This window comes from Neoroseomonas rubea (assembly GCF_016106015.1).
Classification (GTDB): Bacteria; Pseudomonadota; Alphaproteobacteria; order Acetobacterales; family Acetobacteraceae; genus Neoroseomonas; species Neoroseomonas rubea.
In genome coordinates, this window is sequence record NZ_JACADQ010000035.1 from 1 (window position 1) to 24,007 (window position 24,007).

The following is a 24,007-nucleotide window of genomic DNA, read 5'->3' on the forward strand; positions in this document are numbered from 1 at the left end:
CGCTCTTCCGACCACGGGGGCGGGCGGCGGGGCGGGGCGGGCTTCGGCCGCGCGGCCGAGCGCATCGGCGAGGCTCGCCGCGTCGTCGGCGGCGACGAACATGCCGCCGGTGCGTTCCGCGATGCAGGCGACGCGCGCGCGTTCCTGCGGGCTGCGCAGGTCGAAGCCGACGACATGGGCGGTGAAGCCGGCATTGGCCGCTTCGAGTTCCGCCGCGAGCGCGCAGGGATCGCCGCCGCAGGTCTCGATCCCGTCGGTGACCAGGATGATGGTGCCGCCGCGTTCGGCCACGCGCAGCGTGCGCGCGGCTTCCCGTACGCTTTCGGTGAGCGGCGTGCGGCCGCGCGCGACGAGGCGGCCGAGCGTCTCGCCCACCGAGGCCTCGTTCGCCGCGCCGGGGGCCAGCAGCATCTGGATGTCGCGGCAATCGCCGGCGCGGCGGTGGCCATACGCCATCAGCCCGACGCGGCTGCCGGCGGGGAAGCGGGAGAACATGCCCCGCACCGCGGCGCGCGCGATCTCGAGCTTCGTCTCCTCCCCGATCCGGCCCCACATGGACCCGGACATGTCGAGGACGACGATGGTCTCCGCCGGCCCCTGCGCCCGCGCGGGCGTGGCGGCGACGGCGGCGAGCAGCAGCGCGGGCAGCAGCGATCGAGGCAGGCGCAAGGCGTTCTCCGGCAGGGTATTGTCGCGTCGCGCGGACGCGACGCCATCCTGCACCAGGGCTCGCCGCGCCGTGAAGTGAGCTGCGCTACTGCGGCTCGACGCCCGAGACGCGCACCAGTTCGCGCCAGGTCTCGCGCTGCGTGCGCATGATGCGCGCGAACTCCTCGGGCGTGTTCGGATAGGGCACGTTGCCGTTGGCTTCCAGACGCCGCAGCAGCCCGGGATCGCGCAGGCCGTTGTTGATGGCCTCGTTCATCCTGCGCACGATCGGCTCGGGCATGCCCTTCGGCCCCATCACGGCGGAGAAGGAGGGCAGGTCGTAGTCGGGCACGCCCTGTTCCTGCACCGTCGGCATCTCGGGCGCGAGCGGCCAGCGCGTGGCGTTGGTGATACCGAGCGCGCGGATCTGGCCCGCGCGGATCGAGCCGATCACGCCCGAATAGCTGTCGAACACCACCTGGATGTTGCCCGCGATGAGGTCCGCGAGCGCCGGCGCGGCGCCGCGATAGGGCACATGCGCCATGTCGGTGCCCGTGCGCAGCATGAACAGCACGCCGAGCATGTGGTTCGCACCGCCCGCGCCGGCCGAGCCGTAGTTCAGCTTGCCCGGATTCGCCTTCAGATGCGCGACGAGTTCCGGGATGCTGCGCGCCGGCACGCCGGGATGGACGCAGACCACCGCCGTGCCGGTGGCGAAGGTCGCGACGGCGGTGAAGTCGTCCACGCCGTCATAGCCGGCGTTGCGGAACAGCAGCGGCGCGCCGAGATGGCTCGACGGGCTCGCCATCATCACCGTGTAGCCATCGGGCGCTGACTGCGCGACGTGCAGCGTGCCCACCGTGCCGCCCGCCCCCGACCGGTTGTCCACCACGCAGGGCACGCCGAGCGCGGCCTGCAGCACCTCCGCCTGCAGCCGCCCGGCGATGTCGGAGGCGCCGCCGGGCGGGTAGGGCACGACGAGCCGGATCGGCCGGTTGGGCCAGGGCGCCTGGGCGAGGGCGGGGGTGGCGAGGGCGAGGCCGGCAAGGGCGGGCAGAGCGCGGCGGCGGATCATGGCAGTCTCCGGCAGGGTTCGTCGGGCGCCAGCATGGCGCGACACGGCGGGGGGCACGCAAGGTCCGTTCCAGCGTTTCGGGGGGCTTGATCTGGATCAATGTCGTTCGTAGATTTCAGGAAGTTCTGAAAAGCCGGAATTCGATGAACCTCCCACCGCTGGTCCAGGCCTTCGTCCTTCACTTCGGGGAGATGGGGTCCCGCTGGGGCATCAACCGCACGGTGGGGCAGATCTACGCGCTGCTGTACGTCTCGCCGCGGCCGCTCTGCGCCGACGACATCGTCGAGGCGCTGGGCGTCTCGCGCTCCAACGTCTCCATGGGGCTGCGCGAGCTGCAGGCCTGGAACCTGGTGCTGCCGCGCCACATCCCGGACGACCGGCGCGACCACTTCACCACGCCCGAGGATGTCTGGCAGATCCTGCGCGTGCTGGCGGAGGAGCGGAAGAAGCGGGAGGTGGACCCGACGCTGTCCGTTCTCCGCGAATTGCTCATGCAGACGCCGGGCAGCGAGCCGGAGCGCCACGCGCAGGCCCGCATGGCCGAGATGCACGGGCTGATCGAGCGGCTGACGAATTGGTACGAGGAGGTGAAGCGGCTCGAGACCGAGCGCCTCGCCGCCCTTCTCGAACTGGGGTCGAAGGTGACGCGGCTGCTCGACGCGAAGGACCGCGTCGTCGACTTCGTGCGTGGCCGGAAGGAGGTCTGAGCCGATGGACGCGCTGATCCTCGCCCGCATCCAGTTCGCGGCGAACATCTCCTTCCACATCCTGTTCCCGACCATCACCATCGCGCTCGGCTGGGTGCTGCTGTTCTTCAAGCTGCGCTTCAACGCGACCGGCGACGACAAGTGGATGGACGCCTACCGCTTCTGGGTGAAGGTCTTCGCCCTGTCCTTCGCGCTCGGGGTCGTGTCGGGCATCACCATGTCCTTCCAGTTCGGCACGAACTGGCCAGGCTTCATGGAGCGCGTGGGCAACATCGCCGGGCCGCTGCTGGCCTATGAGGTGCTGACCGCCTTCTTCCTGGAAGCGACCTTCCTCGGCATCATGCTGTTCGGCTTCCGCCGCGTGCCCGGCTGGGTGCATACGGGGGCGACCTTCCTGGTGGCCTTCGGCACGACGATGAGCGCCTTCTGGATCCTCGTGCTGAATTCCTGGATGCACACGCCGCAGGGCTTCGAGCTGCGCGACGGCGTGGCGCACGCGACCGACTGGTGGGCGATCGTGTTCAACCCGTCCATGCCTTATCGCCTGTCGCACATGCTGATGGCCTCGGTACTCACGGTCGCCTTCCTGCTGGCGGGGATGTCCGCCTGGCGCTGGCTGCGCGGGGACCGCGCGCCGTCCGTGATGGCGGTGTTGCGCACCGGCGTGGTGATGGCCGCGGTGGGCGCGCCCACGCAGCTGCTGCTGGGCGACATGCACGGGCTGAACACGCTCGAGCACCAGCCGGCCAAGGTCGCGGCGATGGAAGGCAATTGGGAGACGCGCGGCGGCGTGCCGCTGGTGCTGTTCGCCATCCCGGACGAGCAGGCGCGGGAGAACCGCTTCGAGATCGCGATCCCCTACGGCGCGAGCCTTGTCCTGACCCACCGCTTCGACGGCGAGGTCCCCGGGCTGAACCAGTTCCGCGGCGCGCATCCGCCCGTCGCCCCCGTCTTCTACGCCTTCCGCGTCATGGTGGGCACGGGGATGCTGATGATCGGGGTCGGCCTGCTCTCTGCGTTCTGGCTCTGGCGGCGCGGGACGCTGCCGCGGCTGCTGATGTGGGGCCTGGTGGGGATGACCTTCTCCGGCTGGGTCGCGACGCTGGCCGGCTGGTACGTCACCGAGATCGGCCGCCAGCCCTGGCTCGTGCATGGCGTGCTGACCACGGCGCAGGCGGCCGGGCCGGTGCCGGCGGCGAGCATCGGCGCGACGCTGGCGATGTACCTGATCCTCTACGTGCTGCTGCTCGCCGCCTATGTCGGCACGATCTACCGGCTCGCGGCCAAGGCGTCGGGTGCCGCCGATCCGCTGCCCAAGGGCCTGCCGGCATGACGCCCTTCCTGCCGGCCGACTGGCTGCCGGTGATCTTCGCCGGGCTGATGGCTCTGTCGATCCTGCTGTATGTCGTGCTCGACGGCTTCGACCTCGGCGTCGGCATCCTGCTGCCGCGCGTCGCGGCGGAAGCCGACCGCGACAGGATGATCGCGGCGATCGGGCCCTTCTGGGACGCGAACGAGACCTGGCTCGTGCTCGGCGTCGGCCTGCTGCTGGTGGCCTTCCCCTCGGCGCACGGCATCATCCTGACGGAGCTCTATCTGCCGGTCGCGGTGATGCTCGCGGGGCTGACGCTGCGCGGCGTCGCCTTCGAATTCCGCGCCAAGGCGGCGGATCTGAAGCAGAAGCGCCGCTGGGACCATGCCTTCGTCGCGGGGTCGCTGATCTCGGCGCTGTCGCAGGGCTGGATGCTCGGGCGCTACGTGCTGGGCTTCGCCGATGGCTGGGCGGCGGCGGGCTTCGCGGCGATGGCCGCGGTCGGGCTCGCCATCGCCTATGCCTTCATCGGCGCGGCCTGGCTGATCTGGCGCACCGAGGGCGACCTGCAGCGCGCGGCGATCGGCTGGGCGCGGCTGGCGATCTGGCCGATGGGCATCGGCATCCTGCTCGTCTCGGCCGTCACGCCGCTGGTCAGCAGCCGCATCTTCGACCGCTGGTTCGCCTTCCCCGAAGTGCTGGCGCTGGCCCCCCTGCCGATCGCGACGGCCGCGCTGCTGCTGGGCCTCGGCAGCCTGCTCCGCCACATGCCGCTGCCCGGCGATGCGCTGCGGCGCGTGCCCTTCTGGGGCGCGGTGGCGCTGTTCGCGCTGTTCTTCGCGGGGCTCGCCTGGTCGTTCTTCCCCTATGTGGTGCCGGAAAGGCTGACCATCTGGCAGGCGGCGAGCGCGCCGGAGAGCCTGACGCTCATCCTGGCCGGGGCGATCTTCGTTCTGCCGGTGATCCTCGCCTACACCTTCCTGGCGTGGCGCATCTTCGGCGGCAAGGCGCGCGACCTGACCTACTACTAGGGCGCGCGATTCTGCGGCATCCTGGCGGCGCGCGCGACGGGGGGCGCGCACCGCATGACGCCAGACTGGGGCCGCACCGGCGCGCTGCCGCGCCGCATCACGCCGGACTGCCTGTGGACGGGGGGCTGCATCGCCGCATCCGTCCCCGGGTTCCTCGCGCATTATTCCTGCTTCCTGCTGAAGGGGTCGCGCGCCTCCATCCTGATCGACACCGGTCACCCGATGCATGCGGCGCAGGTCGAGCGCGACATCGTGGCCTTCCTCGGCGACCGTCCGCTCGACTTCATCTTCCCCACCCATGGCGAGTTGCCGCATGCCGGCCTGCTCGAACGCTGGCTGCGCAAATGGCCGGACGCGGTGGCGGTCGGCGACATGCGGGACTGGCACCTCTACCTCCCCCACCTCGCGCACCGCTTCCGGCAGGTGGCGCCGGGGGATGCGATCGACCTCGGCGACAGGGACTTCACCTTCCTCCCGGCGCTGTGGCGGGATCTGCCGGACAGCCTCTGGGGCTGGGATCCGAAGGACCGCATCCTGTTCCTCTCCGACGCCTGCGCCTGCTTCCACCCGCACACGCCCGGCCAGAGCGACCACTTCACCAGCGAGATCGCGCCCCCAGACGTGCCGCTGATGCAGGACTTCAATTCCAAGGCGCTGCACTGGCCGCGCTTCACCGACAGCACGGAAAGCTTCGCGGTGATGGACGCGCTGCTGGCCCGCCTGCGCCCGCGCCTGCTGTGCAGCGCGCATGGCGCGGTGGTGGACCAGCCCTTCGAGCTGATGCCGCTGTTCAAGGCGGGGCTGGCGAAGGCGGCATGAGCCTCGCCGAGATCATCCCTGGCACGCTGTACGGCGCATCCGGCTGGCTGCGCGCCGATGCGCGGCCCGTCTCCTGGATCCCGCCCGGCCTGCCGGGCTGGCTGCCGGTCACCGCCTATGCGCTGCGCGACGGTGCCGATTGGATGGTGGTCGATACCGGGCTGCCCGTGCATTGGCCCGAGATCGAGGCCGCGTTCGCGCGCACCGTGGAGGGTGCGACGCGCCGGCGCATGGTGAACACGCGGCGGGAACAGGATTGCATGGCGAACCTCGCCGCGCTGGTCCGCCGCTTCGGCATCGCGGACGTCCCCTATGTCGGCGTGCTCAACCCGGTCGAGATGACCGACGTGCTGGAAGGCGACGAGGCCCATGCGCGCATCGAGGCGCTCGCACCCGTCCGCGCCATCCGCATCGAGGTCGGCCAGGTGCTGGAGGTCGGCCGCCTGCGGCTCGAACCCCTGCGCGTGCAGCTGCGCCTGCTCGCCACCAACTGGTTCCTCGAGCATGCGACCGGCACGCTGTTCACGAGCGATTCCTTCGGCTTCCTGACGCGGGACACGCCGGACGCAGCGCTGGTCCGCGCGCCGGGCGAGGCGCCGATCGACGCCGCGGAGATCGCGCACATGCTCTCGGCAAAATTCGACTGGATCATCGGCATCGATCCCGCGCCCGTCCTTGCCGACCTCGACGCGATCTTCGCCACGCATCGGATCGAGCGCCTCTGCCCCTGCCATGGCTGCGTCATCGAGGGCGCGGATGCGGTGGCCGAGGCGCTGGCGCGCATGAAGGAGGCGATCGCGATGCTTGCCGCGCGCCCCAAGCCCGCCTGGACCTTTCCCCTGTTCGCCAAGGAGACCGCCTGAGATGCGCCGCCGCTCGCTGCTTGCCGCGACCCTCGCCACCCCCGCCATCCCCGCGCATGCGCAGCCGCGGCCGATCCGCCTGGTCGTGCCCTTCCCGCCGGGTGGGACGGTGGATCTGCTCGGACGGCTCGTCGCACCCGAGCTCGAATCCCGCCTCGGCCAGACGGTCGTGGTGGAGAACCGCCCCGGCGCGGGCGGCATGATCGGGTCGGATGCGGTGGCGAAGTCGCCGCCGGACGGCACGGCACTCGTCATCTCCAACATCGCCTCCCACGGCGTGGGGGCGGCGGTGAACCGCGCCATGCCCTACGACCCGCTGCGCGACTTCACGCATATCGGGCTGATCGCGGCGGTGCCGAGCGCGCTCGGCGTCTCGGCCGCGGGGCGCTTCGCGACACTCGCGCAGTTCCTGGATGCGGCGCGCGCGGCCCCGGGCTCGGTGCGCGTCGGCTCCTCCGGCAACGGCACGACGGGGCATGCCAAGACCGAGATGCTCGCCCGCGCCGCGCGCGTCGAACTCACGCATGTGCCCTATCGCGGCGCGGCGCCGGCGGTGACGGACGTGATCGGCGGGCAGACGGAAGGCGTGATCGCGGCCGTGGCCGATATCGGGCGGAACGAGCGGCTGCGCCTGCTCGCCATCACGAGCGCGGAGCGCGCGACGCGTTGGCCGGACGTGCCGACCTTCAAGGAACTCGGCTTCCCGACGCTGGAGGCGAACAACTGGTTCGGCCTGTCCGGCCCAGCCGGGATGGACGCGGCGGTGGCGGCCCGCATCAACGCCGCGCTCGTCGCCGCGCTGGCCACGCCCGCCATGGCGCAGCGCCTGGCCGACTTCGGCACCACGCCAAACCGCATGACCCCGGCCGACTACACCGGGCTTGTCGCCTCCGAACTGCCGCGCTGGGCCGCGATCGTGCGGGAGGCGAACATCAAGGCGGACTGACGCGCGCCTCGGCGCGCTGGCGGGTGATGAGGAAGCCGAGCAGGGCGAGCTGGACGATGTTCGCCCCGATCCCCACCCACCAGGCGGCGGCGTAGAATCCGACGGCGTCGTAGATCGCCCCGGCGAGCCAGGCGCCCGCCGCCATGCCCGAGAGACTGACGAAGAGCAGCGCGGGGACGCGCCAGGCCGCTTCCTCAGCCGGGAAATGCGCCCGCACCGTCATCACGTAGGACGGGATGATGCCGCTGAAGCCGAGGCCATAGGCGGCGGAGACGAAGAACAGCCCGGCCTCGTCCTGCGTGGCGAGGAAGCCGAGCATGCCCGCGATCTGCGCGAGCGATCCGGCCAGCACCGTGTTCAGCCCGCCGATCCGGTCCGACAGCCAGCCCCAGAACTGCCGCGCCACGAAGGCCGAGAGCAACAGCACCGAGAGCATCATCGCCCCGCGTGAGGCTGCGATGCCGAGGTCGCCGCAGAAGGCGACGAGATGCGCCGCCGGCATCGCCATCGGGATGCAGCACAGGAAGGACGCCGCGGCGATCAGCGCCAGCGCCGTGTTGGGCGCCATGCCGAGCACCTTGCCATCCGCCCGCCGCCGCACGACGGGCGCGCCGGCGGGTGCGACCGGCGGCGGCACGATGACGAGCGCCGCGAGCGTCACGATGACCACCGACGCCAGGGCGCCATAGGCCAGCATCGTCGCCTGCCAGCCGAAGGCGGCGATGGCGCGTTCGAAGGTGAAGGGCCAGACGAAGCCCGCGATGTACTGGCCCGAGGAGACGAGTGCCAAGGCCGTGCCGCGCCGCCGGTCGAACCAGAGCGAGACATAGGCGACCATCGGCGCGAACAGCGCGCCATTGCCGAAGACACCGACGCCGAGCCCGATGCCCGCGAGCAGCGACCAGCCCTGCCCGAGGGCCGCCAGCGCGAGGCCCGCGAGGATCGCGCCCCCGCCCAGCATGGCGACCGCGCGCTGCCCGAAGCGCGCCATGAGCAGCCCGCACATCACGCCGCCAACCCCCGAGCCGAGATAGGCGAGCGAGGAGGCGAGGGATGGCAGGGAGCGCCCGCCGCCGAGCGTCTCGCTGATCGGCACTAGGCCGACCACGACCGTCAGCGGCGCGCCGGCGGCGAGCGATAGCATCGTCACCGCGGTGATCGCGATGACCCAGGATTGGCGCGTCTCGACGCTGGAGTGGCTCACGCGCTGGCCGAGCGCGCGCGCGCCACGCGCAGCAGCCGAGCCACGGCGGGCCAGAGCAGCCCGGCCAGCGTCACCACGAAGAGCACCAGCGCGATGGGCCGGCCGAGAAACCCCGTCACGTCGTCGCCGAAGATGATGAGCGACTGCTTCAGCGTCTCCTCCACCATCCCGCCCAGCACCAGGCCCATGATCAGCGGTGCGGGGGAGAAGCCCGTACGCCGGAACAGGAAGCCCACCACGCCCGCCGCAAGCATCACGTAGACGTCGCCCATCGACTGGTTCGGCCCATAGGCGCCGATGATGGACAGCACGAAGACCGCCGGCCAGAGGATCGCTGGCGGGATGAGGGAGATGCGCGCGAAGAGCTTCGCCATGGACAGTCCCATGACGAGGTAGAAGAGGTTCGCGGCGAGCATCGAGGCGAAGACGGCATACAGCAGCGTCGGCTGTTCGTTGAACAGGTGCGGCCCCGGGCGCACGCCCTGCACGATCAGCGCGGCCAGGATGATCGCCGTCGTCGCACTTCCCGGGATGCCGAGGGCGAGCGTCGGCACCATCGACCCGCCCACCGCGGCGTTGTTCGCCGCTTCCGGCCCGGCCACGCCCTCGATGCTGCCCTTGCCGAATTCATGCTTGTGCTTCGACCAGCGGCGCGTCTCGTTGTAGCCGATGAGTGCGGCGGTGGTGGCGCCGAGGGCGGGCAGCGCGCCGATGAAGGTGCCGATGCCGCTGCCGATCCAGATCGAGCGGTTGCACTTGCGGAACTCCGCCCAGCCGGGCACGCGCGCGGCATCGAGGTGGATGATCTCCGCCTTGCCCAGCCGCCGCACCGCCTGGTCCAGCATCTCGCCCACCGCGAACAGGCCGATCAGCACGGGCACGAAGCCGATGCCGTCCGAGAGTTCGTAGATGCCGAAGGCGAAGCGCTCGATCCCGGTGGTCAGGTCCATCCCCACCGTCGCGATCAGCAGGCCGAGCGCCGCCGCGATCAGGTTCTTGACCGCGCTGTCCCCGCCGATCGCCGCGCACATGGAAAGCCCGAACAGCGCGAGGGCGAAGTATTCCGGCGGCCCGAAGGAATAGGCCGCGCGCGCGAGCAGGGGCGCGGCGAAGATCAGCACCACGATGGAGAAGATGCCGCCGATCGCCGAGGAGATGGCCGACATGCCGAGCGCGAGGCCGGCCTGTCCCTTCTCCGCCATCTTGTAGCCTTCGAGCGCGGTCGCGCTGGCCGATGGATCGCCGGGCGCGTTCACCATGATGGCGGTGATCGAGCCGCCGAAATTGGCCGCGCAGTAGATCGCGCCGAGGAAGCAGATCGCCGGGATCGGCCCCATGGCGATCGTCATGGGCAGGAGCAGCGCGATGGTGGTCGATCCGCTGATGCCCGGCAGCGCACCGACGAAGATGCCGAGCACGGTGCCGAGCAGCACCATCAGCATCACATAGGGATCGATCAGGATGGCGAGCCCGCCCAGGAAGGCTTCCATCCCTCAGCCCCCCAGCGCCGCGCCGAGCCAGCCCGTGGGCAGCGTCAGGCGGAAGATCTTCGAGAACACCAGCCACAGCGCGAGCGTCAGCCCCGCCGCGTTCAGCCCGAGCGTCACCACCGAGACGCCGCCCCAGATGCGCCCGACGATCACCAGGTACAGCGGGATCGCGCCCCAGATGCCGAGGATCTCGAGCGCCGGCACGAACAGCGCGCAGGCGCCGAAGACCGCCCAGGCGCCGCCATCGAGCCGCGGCGCGTCATCCTCCGACGGCGCCTGGCCCTGCGTGAGCGCGAGCAGCGCGGCAAGCCCGAACAGCACCAGGCAGATCAGGCGCGGGAAGTCGGCCGCCCCGAGGCCCGGCAGCCCCGGCGGCACCGGGTCGAACCAGAAGGTCCCGGCGAAGGCGATCGCGGCGACCGCGGCGATGGAGGCCGCGATCGCCGGGTTCGGGTTGCGCGCTTCCCGCATCAGCCGCGCAGCAGGCCCAGCGCCTGCAGCGCTTCCCGCCCGTCGCGGTTGAACTGCGCGAGCTGCGCACCCCAGGCTTCGCGCCCCGCGACGCTGTCCGGCGCCTGGCCGGTGTTCTCCAGGTAGCTCTTGTAGATCGGGCCCGACATTGCCTCGATCAGCCCGCGCTCGAGCCGTGTGACGCGATCCTCCGGCGTGCCCTTCAGCACGCAGAAGCCGCGCAGCGTGTAGCCCGTCACGTCGATGCCGAGTTCCTTCGCCGTGGGCACGTCGCGGAAGGCGGCAAGCCGCGTGTCGGCCAGCGAGATCAGCGGCCGCAGCTCGCCTGCGCGGAGCTGCGCCTCGGCCTCCCCGGGGTTCACCACGGCGGTGTCGATGTTGCCGCCGACGAGGTTGATCACGATTTCCCCGCCGCCGCGGAAGGGCACCAGCGTCGGGCGCTGGATGCCGGCGGCGCGGCCGAAGGCGAAGATCGTGACATGGTCGACGCCGCCCACATGCGTGCCGCCGAAGCGCAGCGAGCGTTCCTTGCCCGCGTTGACGAGGTCCGCCGGCGTGCGGAAGGGGCTGTCGCGGCGCACGAGGACGAGCTGCGGGTCGGCCGTCGCGCGCGCTACCGGGATCAGGTCGGCGAATTGCGGCAGGTTCGGGTTGCGCAGCTGCGTCAGCAGATGCGTCTGCGTCACCAGGATGATGGTGTGCCCGTCCGCCGGCTTGCTGGCGAGGTATTGCAGCGCCTGCGCGCCGCTGCCCGCGGTGCGGTTCACCACGGTGAATTCCTGGCGGAAGACGCCCGGCGCCTGCACCATCATCATGCGCGCGGTGATGTCCGTGCCGCCGCCGACGCCCGCATGCGTCACCACCTCGATGGTGCGGGAGGGGAAGGCGTCCTGCGCGCGCGCGCTACGCGGGCCCAGCAGCGCCGCGCCGAGCGCCGCGCCCCCCGCGAGCAGGCTGCGGCGGCGGGCTTCTATGGTCCGTGTCATGGTCTTCTCCTCCCTTCCGCGCGGCTTGGCGCGGTGTCCCGGTGTCGGTGGCCTGGAAGCGGCGCTTGCCGCCGGCGATGTGCGCTTCTCCCGCCGCGCGCGCGGCCGCGGCGTCGCCTGCCGCGATGGCGCGCAGGATGGCGGCGTGTTCGGCATTGCTCCGCCGCATGTTCTCGGGCTGGACGAGGGCGCGGCGGCGGAACAGGTGCAGCTCGTTGCCGAGTTCCTCGTACAGCCGGCGCGCGCGAGGTCCGCCGCCATGGGCGAGGAGTGCCGCGTGGAAATCGAGGTTCGCGGCGTAGTAGGCGGGTGCATCATCCGCGCGCCGCGCGTCCTCCATGCGCTTCACCAGCGCACGCAGCGCGGCGACCTGCGCGCGCGTCGCGGCCTCGGCGAGCCGCGCGCAGGCGAGCCCGGTGATGGCCGCACGGATATCGTAGATCTCGAGCGCCTCCTCGGCGCTCACCTGGCGGACGTAGCTGCCCTGGTTGCGCACGCCGACGACGAGGCCGGACCGTTCGAGCCCGCGCACCGCCTCCCGCACCGGCCCGCGGGAGACGCCGAGGCGCGTGGCCAGCGCCTGCTCGTTCAGCCTTTCGCCGGCAGCGAGCGCGCCGGTCAGGATCAGCGTCTCGATTTCCTGCGCGACGAGGGAGGCGAGGGAGCGGGTGCGGACGATCTCGAGCGCGCTCGGCACGCCGGCATGCGCGCGCGTGGCGCGTCCTGTCCCCGTTTCCTCCATGGCGGGAGGAGAGGCGGAACGCTGTCGTCTGTCAACAGTTGGCGGCCGGGGTCAGTCGCGCTCGATCGGCAGCGCCTCGTCCTTCGCCCATTCGCTCATCGAGGCGTCGTAGACCGCGATGTCCCGGTGGCCGAGCTGGTGCAGCAGGAAGGCGTCGAGCGTCGCCGCGATGCCGCCACCGCAATAGAGGATGATGCGCTTGCCGCGATCCGCGCCGACCGCGGCGAAGCGCGCGGCGACCTCCTCCGGCCCGCGGAAGGTCATGCTCGCCGGGTCGACCAGCGCCGCGACCGGCACGTTCACGCTGCCCGGCACGCGGCCCGGGCGGCCGTAGCGTGGATTTTCCCCGCTGTGCAGGTCCGGGGCGAGGGCATTGATCGTGCAGGTCGCGCCGTCGCCGATCGCGGCCTTCACCTCCGCCTTGCCGACGAAGAGGCCCGGGCGCGGCCGCGCCGCAAGGCTGGCGGGCGGATAACGATGCTCGCCGGCTTCGGTGGCGCGGCCTTCCGCGACCCATTTGTCGAAGCCGCCATCGAGGATCGCCGCGCCGTCGAAGCCGATCGCGCGCAGCATCCACCACACGCGCGTCGCCCACTGCATGTTCTTCCGCGCATAGAGCACGACGCGCGTGCCGTCCCCGATGCCCTTGGCGGCGACGCGGCGCGCGAGGTCCTCCGGCGCCGGCATGGTGAAGTTGAAGGGGCTCGCCGTGTCGGACAACTCGCCCTGCAGATCGAGGAAGGCGGAGCCCGGTATGTGCGCCGCCTCGTAGTCCGGTCGCCCGCTGCCGACGGCGTACGGACGGCCCGTGCCGGTCTCGTAGTGCAGGTAGGTCGTGCAGTCGAAGACGCGCAGCGCCGGGTCGCGCAGGTTCACGGCGAGCCATTCGGTCGAGACGATCGCCTCGGGGTCGGCGTAGCGGGCGGCTTCGGTCACCGGCGTTCCTCCTGTGCTTCGCCGCAGCGTGGCGCAGGGCGGGGCAGGGCGCTACCCCGCCGCCTGGTCCCGTGCCGCCGTCGCCAGCGCGTCCGCCCTTTCGTTCATCGGGTCCCCCGCATGGCCGCGGACCCATTTCCACTCGATGTCGTGCGGCTTCGCCGCGGCAAGCAGCCGCTGCCACAGATCGAGGTTCTTCACCGGCTCCTTCGCCGCGTTGCGCCAGTTGCTGCGCACCCAGCCATGGATCCAGCGGCTGATGCCGTTGCGGACGTATTCGCTGTCGGTGTGCAGCGCGACCTGGCAGGGCTTCTTCAGCGCTTCCAGCGCCATGATCGCGGCGGTGAGTTCCATGCGGTTGTTCGTCGTCTCGGGCTCGCCGCCCGTCAGTTCGCGTTCGTGCTCGCCGAAGCGGAGGATGGCGGCCCAGCCGCCCGGGCCCGGGTTCGGCTTGCAGCCGCCATCGGTCCAGATTTCCACCAGGGGGCGCGGGTCGGTCATGCAGTCACCGAGAAGGAAACGTCCCCCCTTATCCTTCCCGGACCTCCGCCATCAGTCCCCAGCAGACAAAGAAGGGAGGGGGCGCGGGGGAGGTTCTCCTCCCCCGCATCACTCATGGCTCTCACAGCGCAAACCCCTGACCCTGCGAGAAGAACCGCAGCTTGCGCAGATACTCGAGCGGATCCTTGCGCGTGACGAGCGCCCCATCCGGCGTGTGCGTCCAGTCATAGAGCCGCGTCAGCAGGAAGCGCAGCGCCGCACCACGGCACAGCACCGGCAGCGCGTCGCGTTCCGCCGGCGTCATCGGCCGCACCTGCTCATAGGCGTTCAGCAGCGCGCGCGCCTTGGTCACGTTGAAGGCGTAGTCCGGCTCGAAGCACCAGGCGTTGAGGCAGACGGCGACGTCGTAGGCGTAGAGGTCCGTGCAGGCGAAGTAGAAGTCGATCAGCCCCGAGACGCGCGGCTTGCCGTCGGCGTCCGGCAGGAAGAAGACGTTGTCGGGGAACAGGTCCGCGTGGATCTGTCCGCGCGGCAGCGCGCCCGCCGCGGGCCAGGATGAGAGGATCGCGGCATGTGCGGCGTCCAGTTCCGCGACCAGCCCCGCCTGGACCTCGTCGCCGCGCGTGCGGCAGCCATCGAGCAGCGGCGCCCATCCGGCGGGGCCGAGCGCGTTCGGCCGATCCATGGCGAAGCCCTCGCCCGCGCGATGCATGGCGGCGAGCGCGCGGCCGAGCGGCGCGCAATGTTCGGGCCGCACGCGGCGCGGCCAGACGCCGGGCAGGAAGGTGACGATCGCTGCCGGGCGCCCGGCGAGGCTACGAAGCGCCGCGCCGTCGCGCCCATGCACCGGCGTCGGGCAGGCGAGGCCGTTGGCCGCCAGATGTTCCATCAGCCCGAGGAAATAGGGCAGTTCTGCCGGATCGACGCGCTTCTCGTACAGCGTGAGGATGAAGTCGCCCGCGGCGGTCTTCAGCGCGTAGTTGGAATTCTCGACCCCCTCGGCGATGCCGCGGAAGGCGAGCAACTCGCCGAGCGCATAGTCGGCCAGGAAGGCGCGCAGCGCCTCGTCCGAGACTTCCGTGTAGACCGCCATCAGGCGACGGCGCGCATGCGGGGCACGCGGAAGATGATGTCCTCGACGGCCACGGTCACTTCCTCGGTCGTGACGGCGAAGCGCTCGCGCAGCCGGTCGACCACTTCCTGCACCAGCAGTTCGGGCGCGGAGGCGCCGGCGGTGATGCCCACTGTCGCGCAGCCATCGGCGATGGCCGGGTCGAGGTCGGCGCCGCGCTGGACCATGACGGCGCGCGGCGCGCCGGACCGCTCGGCCACTTCGCGCAGCCGGACGGAGTTCGACGAATTCGGCGCACCCACCACGATGACGAGCTCGCTGCGCGCCGCGACCGCCTTGATCGCCGCCTGGCGGTTCGTGGTGGCGTAGCAGATGTCCTCCTTCGCCGGGCCCTCGATCTCGGGGAAACGGTCGCGGAGGATGGCGACGATCTCGGCCGTGTCGTCGACGGACAGCGTGGTCTGCGTGGTGTAGGCCAGCGCCGCGCCCGCCGGCGGCACGAGGGTGCGCGCGGCCTCGGCATCCTCGACCAGCGTCATCGCGCCCTCAGGCAGCTGGCCCATGGTGCCGACGACCTCGGGGTGGCCCTCATGGCCGATCAGCAACAGGTGGCGGCCCTTGGCGTGGTGGCGTTCGGCTTCGCGATGCACCTTGCTGACGAGCGGGCAGGTGGCGTCGAGGAAGTACATCTCCCGCCGTGCCGCCTCGGAGGGAACGGATTTCGGCACGCCATGGGCGGAGAAGACGACGGGCTGGCCGTCGTCCGGAATCTCGTCCAGTTCCTCGACGAAGACGGCACCCTGGCGTTCCAGCCCTTCGACGACGAAACGATTGTGGACGATCTCATGCCGCACGTAGACGGGCGCGCCATGGCGTGCGAGCGCCTGTTCGACGATCTTGATGGCGCGGTCGACGCCGGCGCAGAAACCGCGCGGGCCGGCGAGCAGGACGTGGAGGCGGGGCTTCTCGGCGGTCATGGTCTCGCTCACGGCGCGGGTTGGCCCTGTCCGGGGCGGGCCGCACACTATAGATGGGGCGGCACGGGTCAAAGGGGGCCGGGAGGGCGGATGATGCGGGCGATGGCGGCGATCGGTTGGGCGGGGGCGCTGGCGCTCGCGGGATGTGGCGGCGGCACGACGGCGTCCAGCAACCCGCCCGCGCCCTGCCCGCGCATTTCCATCCTGGCGGATGGGGCGGACCTGACGCGGTTCCGCCCTGGCGCGGGGCAGGATCTGGCGGCCATGACGGCCGATGCGCGGCTGGTCGGCTTCAATGCGCGCTGCGACTACACGCGCCGGCGCGAAGGCGTCGCCGTGACGCTGAGCGCGGTCTTCGACGTGGAACGCGGCCCGGCCGCGACCGGCAATGTCGCGAACCTGCCCTTCTTCATCGCGGTGACGGATGCGGAGGACACGCAGGTGATCGACCGCCAGGACTTCGTCGCAAGGGTCACCTTCGACACGAATGTGAACCGCCAGCGCGTGCAGAGCGCCGCCGTCACGCTGACCTTCCCGGCCGAGGAAAGGCTGGTGGAGAACCACAATGTCCGCCTGTCCTTCCAGCTGACGCCGGAGGAACTGGCGCTGAACCGCCGCCGCGGGCCGCGCTGAAGCCGGCTTTCCCCGCGGCCATGCGGCGCTTCGGGCTGTTCGTCTCGCATCCGGAGGTGGTGATCGACCCCGCCGTGCCGGTGCCACGCTGGCATCTGACCGAGGCAGGCGTCGCGCGGATGCGGCGCCTTGCGGCCGATCCGGAACTCGGCGGCCTCGCCGCCGTCTGGGCGAGCGACGAGACCAAGGCGATCGAGGCTGCCGGCATCCTCGCCGCCCGCTTCGGCCTGCCGGTGTGGGTGCATCCGGGCCTGGCCGAGATGGACCGCTCCAGCACCGGCTACCTGCCGCGCGAGGCGTTCGAGCAGCATGCCGATGCCTTCTTCGCCCGCCCCGCGGAGAGCGTCGCGGGCTGGGAGAGGGCGGTGGATGCGCAGGCGCGCATCCTTGCCGCGGCGCGGGAGATCCTGGCCGGGCACGGGCAGGGCGGCATCGCGCTGGTCGGGCATGGCGGCACGGGGACTTTGCTGATGGCCGCGCTGGCGGGCCTTCCGATCTCCCGCGAGCATGACGTTCCGGCAGCGGGCTGCACCTGGCGCTTCGCCCTCGATCCGCTGCGCGTGACGGAGCGCTGGCGCCCGATCGCGTGATGCTGCGCGTTGCGCGCGGCCGCGCGATCTGCCACAGAGACGCACCCCGCAGATCCCGCGCGGGAGAGAGGGGCGAGAGCCCCCGCCGAAGGCGCAACCGGCCCCCGGAAACGCTCAGGCAAAAGGGCCGCGCGGGGAAGGGGCCTCTGGAAAGCCCGCGGCCGCAAGGCTTCGGCACCGACGGAGTAAGGCACGGTCAACACCGGCGCCGAATCTCTCAGGTCATCGGACAGAGGGGGGCCACGGACTGAAACCCCGATCGCCGCATCGCGGCGGGAGGCCCCGTGGCCGATTCGAACGAACCGCTCCTCGAAACGCCGCTTGCGGCGCTGCACCGCGACCTTGGCGGGCGCATGGTGCCCTTCGCGGGCTATGCCATGCCCGTGCAGTACCCGGCCGGGATCATGGCCGAGCATCTGCACTGCCGCGCCGCCGCCGCGCTGTTCGACGTCTCCCACATGGGCCAGGCGGAACTGGTGGGCGAAGGGGCCGCGGCCGCGCTGGAACGCGCGACACCGGCCGATGTGCAGGGGCTGAAGCCCGGCCGCCAGCGCTACGGGCTGCTGACGACCGATGATGGCGGCATCCTCGACGACTTCATGGTCGCGAATCTCGGCGACCGACTGTTCCTGGTGGTGAACGCCAGCCGCAAGCACCTCGACCTGCCGCGCATCGAGTCGCTGCTGCCGGCCGGCGTCACGCTGCGCCCGCTGCCGGACCGGGCGCTGATCGCGCTGCAGGGGCCGGGCGCGGTCGCGGCCATCGCGACGCTGGCGCCCGGCATCGCGGACCTCTCCTTCATGGGCGTGGGATCCTTCGAGATCGCGGGTGCGAAGGTGCTCGTCTCCCGGTCCGGCTACACGGGGGAGGACGGGGTCGAGGTCTCGGTGCCGGCCGAGCGCGCCGTGGCCTTCGCCAAGGCGCTGCTGGCGCTGCCGGGCGTGCGGCCGGCGGGGCTCGGGGCGCGCGATTCGCTCCGGCTCGAAGCCGGCCTCTGCCTGTACGGCAACGACATCGACGAGACGACGAGCGCGGTCGAGGCCGCGCTGACCTGGACCATCGGCAAGCGCCGCCGCACCGAGTGGAATTTCCCGGGTGCCGAGCGCGTGCGGGAGGAACTCGCCAACGGGGCGAAGCGCCTGCGCGTGGGCATCCGTCCCGAAGGACGCCAGCCCGCGCGCGGCCACACGCCCATCCATGAAGCGGGCGGTGCCGCGCCGATCGGGGAGATCACCTCCGGCGGCTTCGGTCCCTCGCTGAACGGCCCCATGGCCATGGGCTATGTCGCGGGCGGGCTCGCCGCCGACGGCACCGCCCTCGATCTGATGGTGCGCGGCAAGGCGATTCCCGCCCGCGTCGCGCCGATGCCCTTCGTTCCCCACCGCTACGCCCGCTGAGGAGCCTTCCCATGTCCGAGACGAAGTTCACGAAAGACCATGAATGGGTGCGGCTCGAGGGCGGCATCGCCACGGTCGGCATCACCGACCATGCGCAGAACGCGCTGGGTGACGTCGTGTTCGTCGACCTGCCCGAACCGGGCCGCGTCGTCGCGGCGGGGGAGGCCTGCGCGGTGGTGGAAAGCGTGAAGGCGGCCTCCGACGTCTATGCCCCGATCGCGGGCAAGATCGTCGAGGTGAACGGCGCGCTCGCCGACAATCCCGGCGCGATCAACGCCGCGCCGACGACCGATGGCTGGTTCTTCCGCATCGAGCCCGCCGACGCGGCCGAGGTCGCGGCGCTGATGGACGAAGCCGCCTACGCCGCCTTCGTGGACACGCTGGCATGAGCGCGCTGGAGGAGATCCGCGCGCTGGAGGCGGTGGACGCCTTCGCCCCGCGCCACATCGCGCCCTCCGAGGCCGAGATCGCCGAGATGCTGCGCGTGGTGGGCGCGGCGAGCCTCGAGGACCTCAGCGCGAGGACCGTGCCCGCGGCGATCCTGGGGATGGACCTGTCCGCCCTGCCGCCGGCGGCGACGGAGCAGGAGGTGCTGGCGGAACTGCGCGGCCTCGCCGCGCAGAACGCCGCGCATGTGAAGTCGCTCATCGGGCTCGGCTACCACGGCACGCACACCCCGCCGGTCATCCTGCGCAACGTGCTGGAGAATCCCGGCTGGTACACGGCCTATACGCCGTACCAGGCGGAAATCGCGCAGGGGCGGCTCGAGGCTTTGGTGAACTTCCAGACCATGGTCTGCGACCTCGCTGGCCTGCCGGTGGCCAATGCCTCGCTGCTGGACGAAGGCACCGCGATCGCCGAGGCGATGCACCTCGCTCACGCCGCGACGCGGGAGAAGTCGCACCTGCTGATCGCGGCCGACGACCTGCATCCGCAGTCCAAGGCCGTGCTGCAGACGCGCGCCGCGCCGCTCGGCATCGAGGTGCGCTTCGTGGCGGTGGCCGGGATCGTCGCCGCCTTGAGCGAAGCGAAGCCCTTCGCCCTGGTGCTGCAATATCCCGGCACGACCGGGCAGGCGCGCGACCTGACGGCCGAGATCGCCGCGGTGCAGGCGGGCGGCGGGCTCGCCATCGTCGCCGCCGACCCGCTCAGCCTCTGCCTGCTGAAGCCGCCGGGGGAGATGGGCGCGGATGTGGTGGTGGGCTCGACCCAGCGCTTCGGCGTGCCGATGGGCTATGGCGGGCCGCATGCCGCCTACATGGCGGTGAAGGACGCGCATAAGCGGCTGATGCCGGGGCGGCTGGTCGGCGTCTCCGTCGATGCGGCCGGCGCGCCGGCGATGCGCCTCGCGCTGCAGACGCGCGAGCAGCACATACGCCGCGAGAAGGCGACGTCGAACATCTGCACCGCGCAGGTGCTGCTCGCCGTCATGGCGGGGATGTACGCGGTGTGGCACGGGCCGGAAGGGCTGCGCCGCATCGCGCGGCGCGTGCACCTGATGGCGCGCGCCGTCGCGGGTGCGGCCCGGCAAGCGGGCTTCGCCGTCCGCCACGACGCCTTCTTCGACACGGTCGCGATCGAGGCCGGTGCGAAGGCCGACGCGCTGATGGCCGCGGCGCTGAAGCGCGGCTTCAACCTCGCCCCCCATGGCGGCGGCGTGGTCGGCATCGCGCTCGATGAAACCGTAACGCGGGACGATCTCGCCGCCCTCGCCGCGGCGCTTGCGGAAGCGGGTGGCGCGGCCGCGACGCTCGATACGGTTCATGGCGGCGTTCCCGCTCCGCTCGCGCGCAGCACCGCCTTCTGTACGGCGACCGTCTTCAACACGCACCATTCCGAGCACGGGATGCTGCGCTACCTGAAGTCGCTCGAGGACAAGGATGTCGCGCTGAACCGGAGCATGATCCCGCTCGGATCCTGCACCATGAAGCTCAACGCGACGGCGGAGATGATCCCCGTCACGTTGCCGGGCTTCGGCGCGATCCATCCCTTCGCGCCGGTCGACCAGGCGCAGGGCTACCGCGTGATGATCGACCGGCTGGCCGACTGGCTCTGCCGCATCACGGGCTTCGCCGCCGTCTCGCTGCAGCCCAATGCCGGCAGCCAGGGCGAATATGCCGGGCTGCTCGCGATCCGCGGCTGGCATCTGAGTCGCGGCGACACCCATCGCGACATCTGCCTGATCCCGTCCAGCGCGCATGGCACCAACCCGGCCTCGGCGGTGATGGCGGGGATGAAGGTCGTCGTCGTCGGCTGCGACCGCGACGGCAATGTCGATGTCGATGACCTCAAGGCGAAGGCGGAACAGCACGCGGCGAACCTCGCGGCGCTGATGGTCACCTATCCGTCCACGCATGGCGTGTTCGAGGCTTCGATCCGCGAGATCTGCGCCCTGATCCACGAGAAGGGCGGCAAGGTCTACATGGATGGCGCGAACATGAACGCGCAGGTGGGGCTGACCAGCCCGGCCAGCATCGGCGCGGATGTGTGCCACCTGAACCTGCACAAGACCTTCTGCATCCCGCATGGCGGCGGCGGCCCGGGCGTTGGGCCGATCGGCGTGACGGCCGACCTCGCGCCCTTCCTGCCGGGCCATCCGCTGGTCGATTGCGGCGGCGCGCAGGACATCGTTGTCAGTGCCGCGCCCTGGGGCTCGGCGTCGATCCTGCCGATCTCCTACGCCTATATCCGCATGATGGGCGCGGAAGGGCTGACGCGCGCGACGCAGGTCGCGATCCTGTCGGCCAACTACCTGGCCAAGCGGCTGGAAGCGCATTTCCCGGTGCTCTATCGCGGCATGAACGGCATGGTCGCGCATGAATGCATCCTGGATTGCCGCGGCTTCCAGCAGGGCGGCGGCGTGCTGGTCGAGGACATCGCCAAGCGCCTGCAGGACTACGGCTTCCACGCACCCACCATGTCCTGGCCGGTCGCCGGCACGCTGATGGTCGAACCGACCGAAAGCGAGCCCAAGTCGGAACTCGACCGCTTCGTCGACGCCATGGTCGCGATCCGCGCCGAGATCCGCGCGGTCGAGCAGGGCCGCATGGACAAGGCCGACAACCCGCTGAAGAACGCGCCGCACACTGCGGCCGAGATCGCGGCGGAGGCCTGGACGCACCCCTATTCGCGGGAGGAAGCGGCCTTCCCGCTGCCCTTCGTGAAGGCGCGGAAGTACTGGCCGCCGGTCAAGCGCGTCGACAACGTCTATGGCGACCGCAACCTCGTCTGCTCCTGCGCGCCGCTCGAAGCCTACGCCCAGCAACAGCAGATCGCGGCCGAATGACGGACCTGAAGCCCTGGCGCGTGACGGCGAGCCGCATCGTGCTTGCGGATCGCTGGATCCGCGTCAGGGCGGATTCCTGCGTCGCCTCCTCGGGCGACGTGGTCGATCCCTTCTACGTGCTGGAATACGCCGACTGGGTGCATGTGGTCGCACTCACCGACGATGACCGGCTGGTGATGAACCGCCAGTACCGCCACGCGGCCGGGGAGGTTCACCTGGAACTGCCCGGCGGCGTAATGGACACGGCGGATGCCGACCCGATCGCCGCCGGGCGGCGTGAATTCCTCGAGGAAACCGGCCACGGCGCGCGGGACTTCCGCCATGTGGTCAGCCTGCGCCCCAACCCCGCGACGCACACCAACCGGGTGCATACCGTGCTCGCGCTCGGCGCGACGCCGGTCGGCGTGCAGTCCTTCGACAATGGGGAGGAGATCGCGGTCGAGCTCATCCCCGTGGTTGATGTCCTGCGCCTGATCCGGGAAGGCGCGGTGCAGCAATCGACGCATGTCGCCTCCCTGCTGCTCGCGCTCGCCGCCGCGGGGCGCATCGGCTTCTGACCCCATTGCCCGCGCGCGCCGGCGCGCGCAGCATCGGCGCCATGCCCCGCTTCGTCCTGCCCGCCGTCGAGGCCGCCGCCACGCCGAACGAGCCCGGCCGCGCCTCCGCCCGCATCTTCGCCCACGGCAGCTTCGAGGCGCGCTGGTACGCGCCGCGGGGCACCGACCCGCAGGCGCCGCACGGGCGCGACGAGGCCTATGTCGTCGTCAGCGGTCGCGGCACCTTCTTCTGCGCCGGCACGTGCGCGCCCTTCGGTCCGGCTGACATGCTGTGGGTGCCGGCCGGCGCCGAGCATCGCTTCGAGGACTTCACCCCCGATCTTGCCGTCTGGGTGATCTTCTACGGGCCCGAGGGCGGAGAGGGCTGACGCGTCGCCGCGCGTGCATTGCGCGCACCGCGGGCGGCGGCCATGCTCCCGGCACCGGGCCTGCAACCGCCTTGGGAGGAACAGAAAAGCATGGATCGCCGCTTCTTCGTCGCGGGGAGCGCCGCCGCCGCGACCCTCGCCAGCCCCGCCCTCGCGCAGACCGCGCCACGCATCCGCTGGCGGTGCCCCGGCAGCTTCCCGAAGTCGCTCGACACGCTCTACGGCACGCAGGAATTCATCTGCCGGCGCGTGGGCGAGATCACCGACGGCGCCTTCCAGATCACCCCCTTCGCGCCGGGGGAAGTGGTGCCCGCGCTGCAGGTGCTGGACGCCGTCGGCCAGGGCTCGGTCGAGATCGGCTACACCGCGCCCTACTACTACACGGGCAAGGATCCCGCACTGGCGTTCGGCTCCTGCCTGCCCTTCGGGCTCAACGCCCGCCAGCAATATGCCTGGTGGCACAATGGCGGCGGGGCGGAGGCGATGGCCCCGGTCTTCCGCGACCAGGGCGTACACGCGATCATGGCCGGCAACACCGGCGCGCAGATGGGCGGCTGGTTCCGCCGCGAAATCCGCAGCGTGGACGACCTGCGCGGCCTGAAATTCCGCATCGCCGGCTATGCGGGCGACGTGCTGCAGAAGCTCGGCGCCGTCGCGCAGCAGCTGGCGGGGCCGGACATCTATCCGGCGCTCGAGCGCAACGTGATCGACGGCGCCGAATGGGTCGGGCCCTATGACGACGAGAAGCTCGGCTTCCACCGCGTCGCACAATACTACTACTACCCCGGCTGGTGGGAGCCTGGCCCGTCCATCGCCATGATGGTCAACCAGCGCGCCTGGGAAGGGCTGAGCCCGCAGTTCAAGGCGGCGCTGGAAGCGGCCTGCCACGAGGGCTACGTCTTCATGACCGGCCGCTACGACGCGCTGAACCCGCCGGCGATCCGCCGCCTGATCGCGGCGGGGACGCAGTTGCGCCCCTTCCCGCGGGACGTGATCCAGGCCTGCTTCCGCGCCTCGCAGGAATTGTGGGGCGAGCTCGGCGCGCGCAACGCCCGCTTCAAGGCGATCCACGAACAGTGGGACCGCTTCCGCCAGGACCAGCAGACCTGGTTCCGGATCGTGGAGGACAGCTTCGCCAACTCCATGGCCGGGCTGCAGCAGCGCTGAGCGCCTTCGACCCCGCGGCAGCGATCGCCTTCGCCTGGCACGGCCCGCCGCCCGGCAGCGGCGCGGCAGGCCGTGCGCGGCTGATGCTGGCCGACAGCCTCGGCTGCATGATCGCCGGGCTCGGCCATGGACGGGTGCGGGGCTTCGGCGCCGCGCTCGCCGCCACCATGCCGGGCGCGATCCGCCTAGGTCGGAAGAGCACACGGCCGAACACCAGCCGCGCCTGGGT

At 71.3% G+C, this 24,007-nt stretch carries 25 protein-coding genes and 2 riboswitches; of the genes, 14 read left to right on the top strand and 11 right to left on the bottom strand.

Annotation, left to right across the window (positions count from 1 at the left end; translation table 11 throughout):
• Both HW577_RS06285 and HW577_RS06290 read right to left on the bottom strand, forming a co-directional pair.
• A partial coding sequence (locus HW577_RS06285) for a vWA domain-containing protein (RefSeq protein ID WP_198375280.1) occupies positions 1–669 on the bottom strand: 669 nt, incomplete at its 3' end.
• Positions 670–754: 85 nt separating this feature from the next.
• On the bottom strand, positions 755–1,723 hold the full coding sequence (locus tag HW577_RS06290) for a Bug family tripartite tricarboxylate transporter substrate binding protein (RefSeq protein ID WP_198375281.1): 969 nt from the start codon (positions 1,721–1,723) through the stop codon (positions 755–757).
• A 143-nt stretch (positions 1,724–1,866) separates the two neighbouring features.
• Between HW577_RS06290 and HW577_RS06295 the strand changes: the two genes are divergently transcribed.
• The 6 genes from HW577_RS06295 to HW577_RS06320 are packed head-to-tail and all read left to right on the top strand — an operon-like array spanning position 1,867 to position 7,401.
• Entirely contained in the window at positions 1,867–2,430 is a 564-nt protein-coding gene (locus HW577_RS06295; protein WP_198375282.1) for a GbsR/MarR family transcriptional regulator, read from the top strand.
• 4 nt (positions 2,431–2,434) lie between these two features.
• Positions 2,435–3,763, top strand: coding sequence for a cytochrome ubiquinol oxidase subunit I (locus HW577_RS06300; RefSeq protein ID WP_198375283.1), 1,329 nt, complete (start codon positions 2,435–2,437; stop codon positions 3,761–3,763).
• Positions 3,760–4,773: a cytochrome d ubiquinol oxidase subunit II gene (locus HW577_RS06305; protein ID WP_198375284.1), complete on the top strand. Its 1,014-nt coding sequence runs from the start codon at positions 3,760–3,762 to the stop codon at positions 4,771–4,773. The genes HW577_RS06300 and HW577_RS06305 overlap by 4 nt, the downstream gene beginning before the upstream one ends.
• Positions 4,774–4,827: 54 nt before the next feature.
• Positions 4,828–5,592, top strand: coding sequence for an MBL fold metallo-hydrolase (locus tag HW577_RS06310; RefSeq protein ID WP_198375285.1), 765 nt, complete (start codon positions 4,828–4,830; stop codon positions 5,590–5,592).
• Positions 5,589–6,455: an MBL fold metallo-hydrolase gene (locus HW577_RS06315; RefSeq protein WP_198375286.1), complete on the top strand. Its 867-nt coding sequence runs from the start codon at positions 5,589–5,591 to the stop codon at positions 6,453–6,455. Before HW577_RS06310 ends, HW577_RS06315 begins: the two co-directional genes overlap by 4 nt.
• A gap of 1 nt (position 6,456) precedes the next feature.
• A complete protein-coding gene (locus HW577_RS06320; RefSeq protein ID WP_198375287.1) occupies positions 6,457–7,401 on the top strand; it encodes a Bug family tripartite tricarboxylate transporter substrate binding protein in 945 nt (314 codons plus the stop codon).
• On the opposite strand, the gene HW577_RS06325 is transcribed toward HW577_RS06320, so the two are convergent.
• The 9 genes from HW577_RS06325 to ispH all read right to left on the bottom strand — a co-directional run bounded on the left by HW577_RS06325 (position 7,388) and on the right by ispH (position 15,780).
• Positions 7,388–8,605: an MFS transporter gene (locus HW577_RS06325; RefSeq protein WP_198375288.1), complete on the bottom strand. Its 1,218-nt coding sequence runs from the start codon at positions 8,603–8,605 to the stop codon at positions 7,388–7,390. The genes HW577_RS06320 and HW577_RS06325 overlap by 14 nt on opposite strands.
• Positions 8,602–10,095: a tripartite tricarboxylate transporter permease gene (locus HW577_RS06330; RefSeq protein WP_198375289.1), complete on the bottom strand. Its 1,494-nt coding sequence runs from the start codon at positions 10,093–10,095 to the stop codon at positions 8,602–8,604. The genes HW577_RS06325 and HW577_RS06330 overlap by 4 nt, the downstream gene beginning before the upstream one ends.
• Positions 10,096–10,098: 3 nt before the next feature.
• The gene (locus HW577_RS06335; protein WP_198375290.1) at positions 10,099–10,566 is read right to left on the bottom strand and encodes a tripartite tricarboxylate transporter TctB family protein; all 468 of its coding nucleotides are present in this window, start codon (positions 10,564–10,566) and stop codon (positions 10,099–10,101) included.
• Positions 10,566–11,552, bottom strand: coding sequence for a Bug family tripartite tricarboxylate transporter substrate binding protein (locus HW577_RS06340; RefSeq protein ID WP_198375291.1), 987 nt, complete (start codon positions 11,550–11,552; stop codon positions 10,566–10,568). Before HW577_RS06340 ends, HW577_RS06335 begins: the two co-directional genes overlap by 1 nt.
• Positions 11,470–12,249 (bottom strand): FCD domain-containing protein, encoded by a 780-nt coding sequence (locus tag HW577_RS06345; protein WP_332837485.1) that lies wholly within the window; start codon positions 12,247–12,249, stop codon positions 11,470–11,472. The genes HW577_RS06340 and HW577_RS06345 overlap by 83 nt, the downstream gene beginning before the upstream one ends.
• Positions 12,250–12,345: 96 nt before the next feature.
• Positions 12,346–13,230: a sulfurtransferase gene (locus tag HW577_RS06350; RefSeq protein WP_198375293.1), complete on the bottom strand. Its 885-nt coding sequence runs from the start codon at positions 13,228–13,230 to the stop codon at positions 12,346–12,348.
• A gap of 51 nt (positions 13,231–13,281) precedes the next feature.
• Complete coding sequence (gene rnhA, locus HW577_RS06355; protein ID WP_198375294.1) at positions 13,282–13,731, bottom strand: ribonuclease HI; 450 nt, start codon at positions 13,729–13,731, stop codon at positions 13,282–13,284.
• Between the two features lie 121 nt (positions 13,732–13,852).
• On the bottom strand, positions 13,853–14,824 hold the full coding sequence (locus HW577_RS06360) for a homoserine kinase (RefSeq protein WP_198375295.1): 972 nt from the start codon (positions 14,822–14,824) through the stop codon (positions 13,853–13,855).
• Entirely contained in the window at positions 14,824–15,780 is a 957-nt protein-coding gene (ispH, locus tag HW577_RS06365; RefSeq protein ID WP_198375305.1) for a 4-hydroxy-3-methylbut-2-enyl diphosphate reductase, read from the bottom strand. Before ispH ends, HW577_RS06360 begins: the two co-directional genes overlap by 1 nt.
• A gap of 102 nt (positions 15,781–15,882) precedes the next feature.
• Here ispH and HW577_RS06370 point away from each other — a divergent pair, with 102 nt between their 5' ends.
• The 8 genes from HW577_RS06370 (at position 15,883) to HW577_RS06405 (ending at position 23,778) form a co-directional block, all read left to right on the top strand.
• On the top strand, positions 15,883–16,413 hold the full coding sequence (locus HW577_RS06370) for a hypothetical protein (protein WP_198375296.1): 531 nt from the start codon (positions 15,883–15,885) through the stop codon (positions 16,411–16,413).
• Positions 16,414–16,433: 20 nt separating this feature from the next.
• The gene (locus HW577_RS06375; protein ID WP_198375297.1) at positions 16,434–17,003 is read left to right on the top strand and encodes a histidine phosphatase family protein; all 570 of its coding nucleotides are present in this window, start codon (positions 16,434–16,436) and stop codon (positions 17,001–17,003) included.
• A gap of 50 nt (positions 17,004–17,053) precedes the next feature.
• Positions 17,054–17,143: riboswitch (glycine riboswitch) on the top strand.
• Between the two features lie 3 nt (positions 17,144–17,146).
• Positions 17,147–17,239, top strand: a riboswitch (glycine riboswitch).
• A 48-nt stretch (positions 17,240–17,287) separates the two neighbouring features.
• The gene (gene gcvT, locus HW577_RS06380) at positions 17,288–18,400 is read left to right on the top strand and encodes a glycine cleavage system aminomethyltransferase GcvT (protein ID WP_198375298.1); all 1,113 of its coding nucleotides are present in this window, start codon (positions 17,288–17,290) and stop codon (positions 18,398–18,400) included.
• A gap of 11 nt (positions 18,401–18,411) precedes the next feature.
• The gene (gene gcvH, locus HW577_RS06385; RefSeq protein WP_198375299.1) at positions 18,412–18,789 is read left to right on the top strand and encodes a glycine cleavage system protein GcvH; all 378 of its coding nucleotides are present in this window, start codon (positions 18,412–18,414) and stop codon (positions 18,787–18,789) included.
• Entirely contained in the window at positions 18,786–21,686 is a 2,901-nt protein-coding gene (gene gcvP, locus HW577_RS06390) for an aminomethyl-transferring glycine dehydrogenase (RefSeq protein ID WP_198375300.1), read from the top strand. Before gcvH ends, gcvP begins: the two co-directional genes overlap by 4 nt.
• On the top strand, positions 21,683–22,243 hold the full coding sequence (locus tag HW577_RS06395) for an NUDIX hydrolase (RefSeq protein ID WP_198375301.1): 561 nt from the start codon (positions 21,683–21,685) through the stop codon (positions 22,241–22,243). The genes gcvP and HW577_RS06395 overlap by 4 nt, the downstream gene beginning before the upstream one ends.
• Positions 22,244–22,284: 41 nt before the next feature.
• Positions 22,285–22,611: a cupin domain-containing protein gene (locus HW577_RS06400; protein WP_198375302.1), complete on the top strand. Its 327-nt coding sequence runs from the start codon at positions 22,285–22,287 to the stop codon at positions 22,609–22,611.
• Positions 22,612–22,701: 90 nt separating this feature from the next.
• Entirely contained in the window at positions 22,702–23,778 is a 1,077-nt protein-coding gene (locus HW577_RS06405; protein ID WP_198375303.1) for a TRAP transporter substrate-binding protein, read from the top strand.
• Positions 23,779–24,007: the final 229 nt, after the last annotated feature.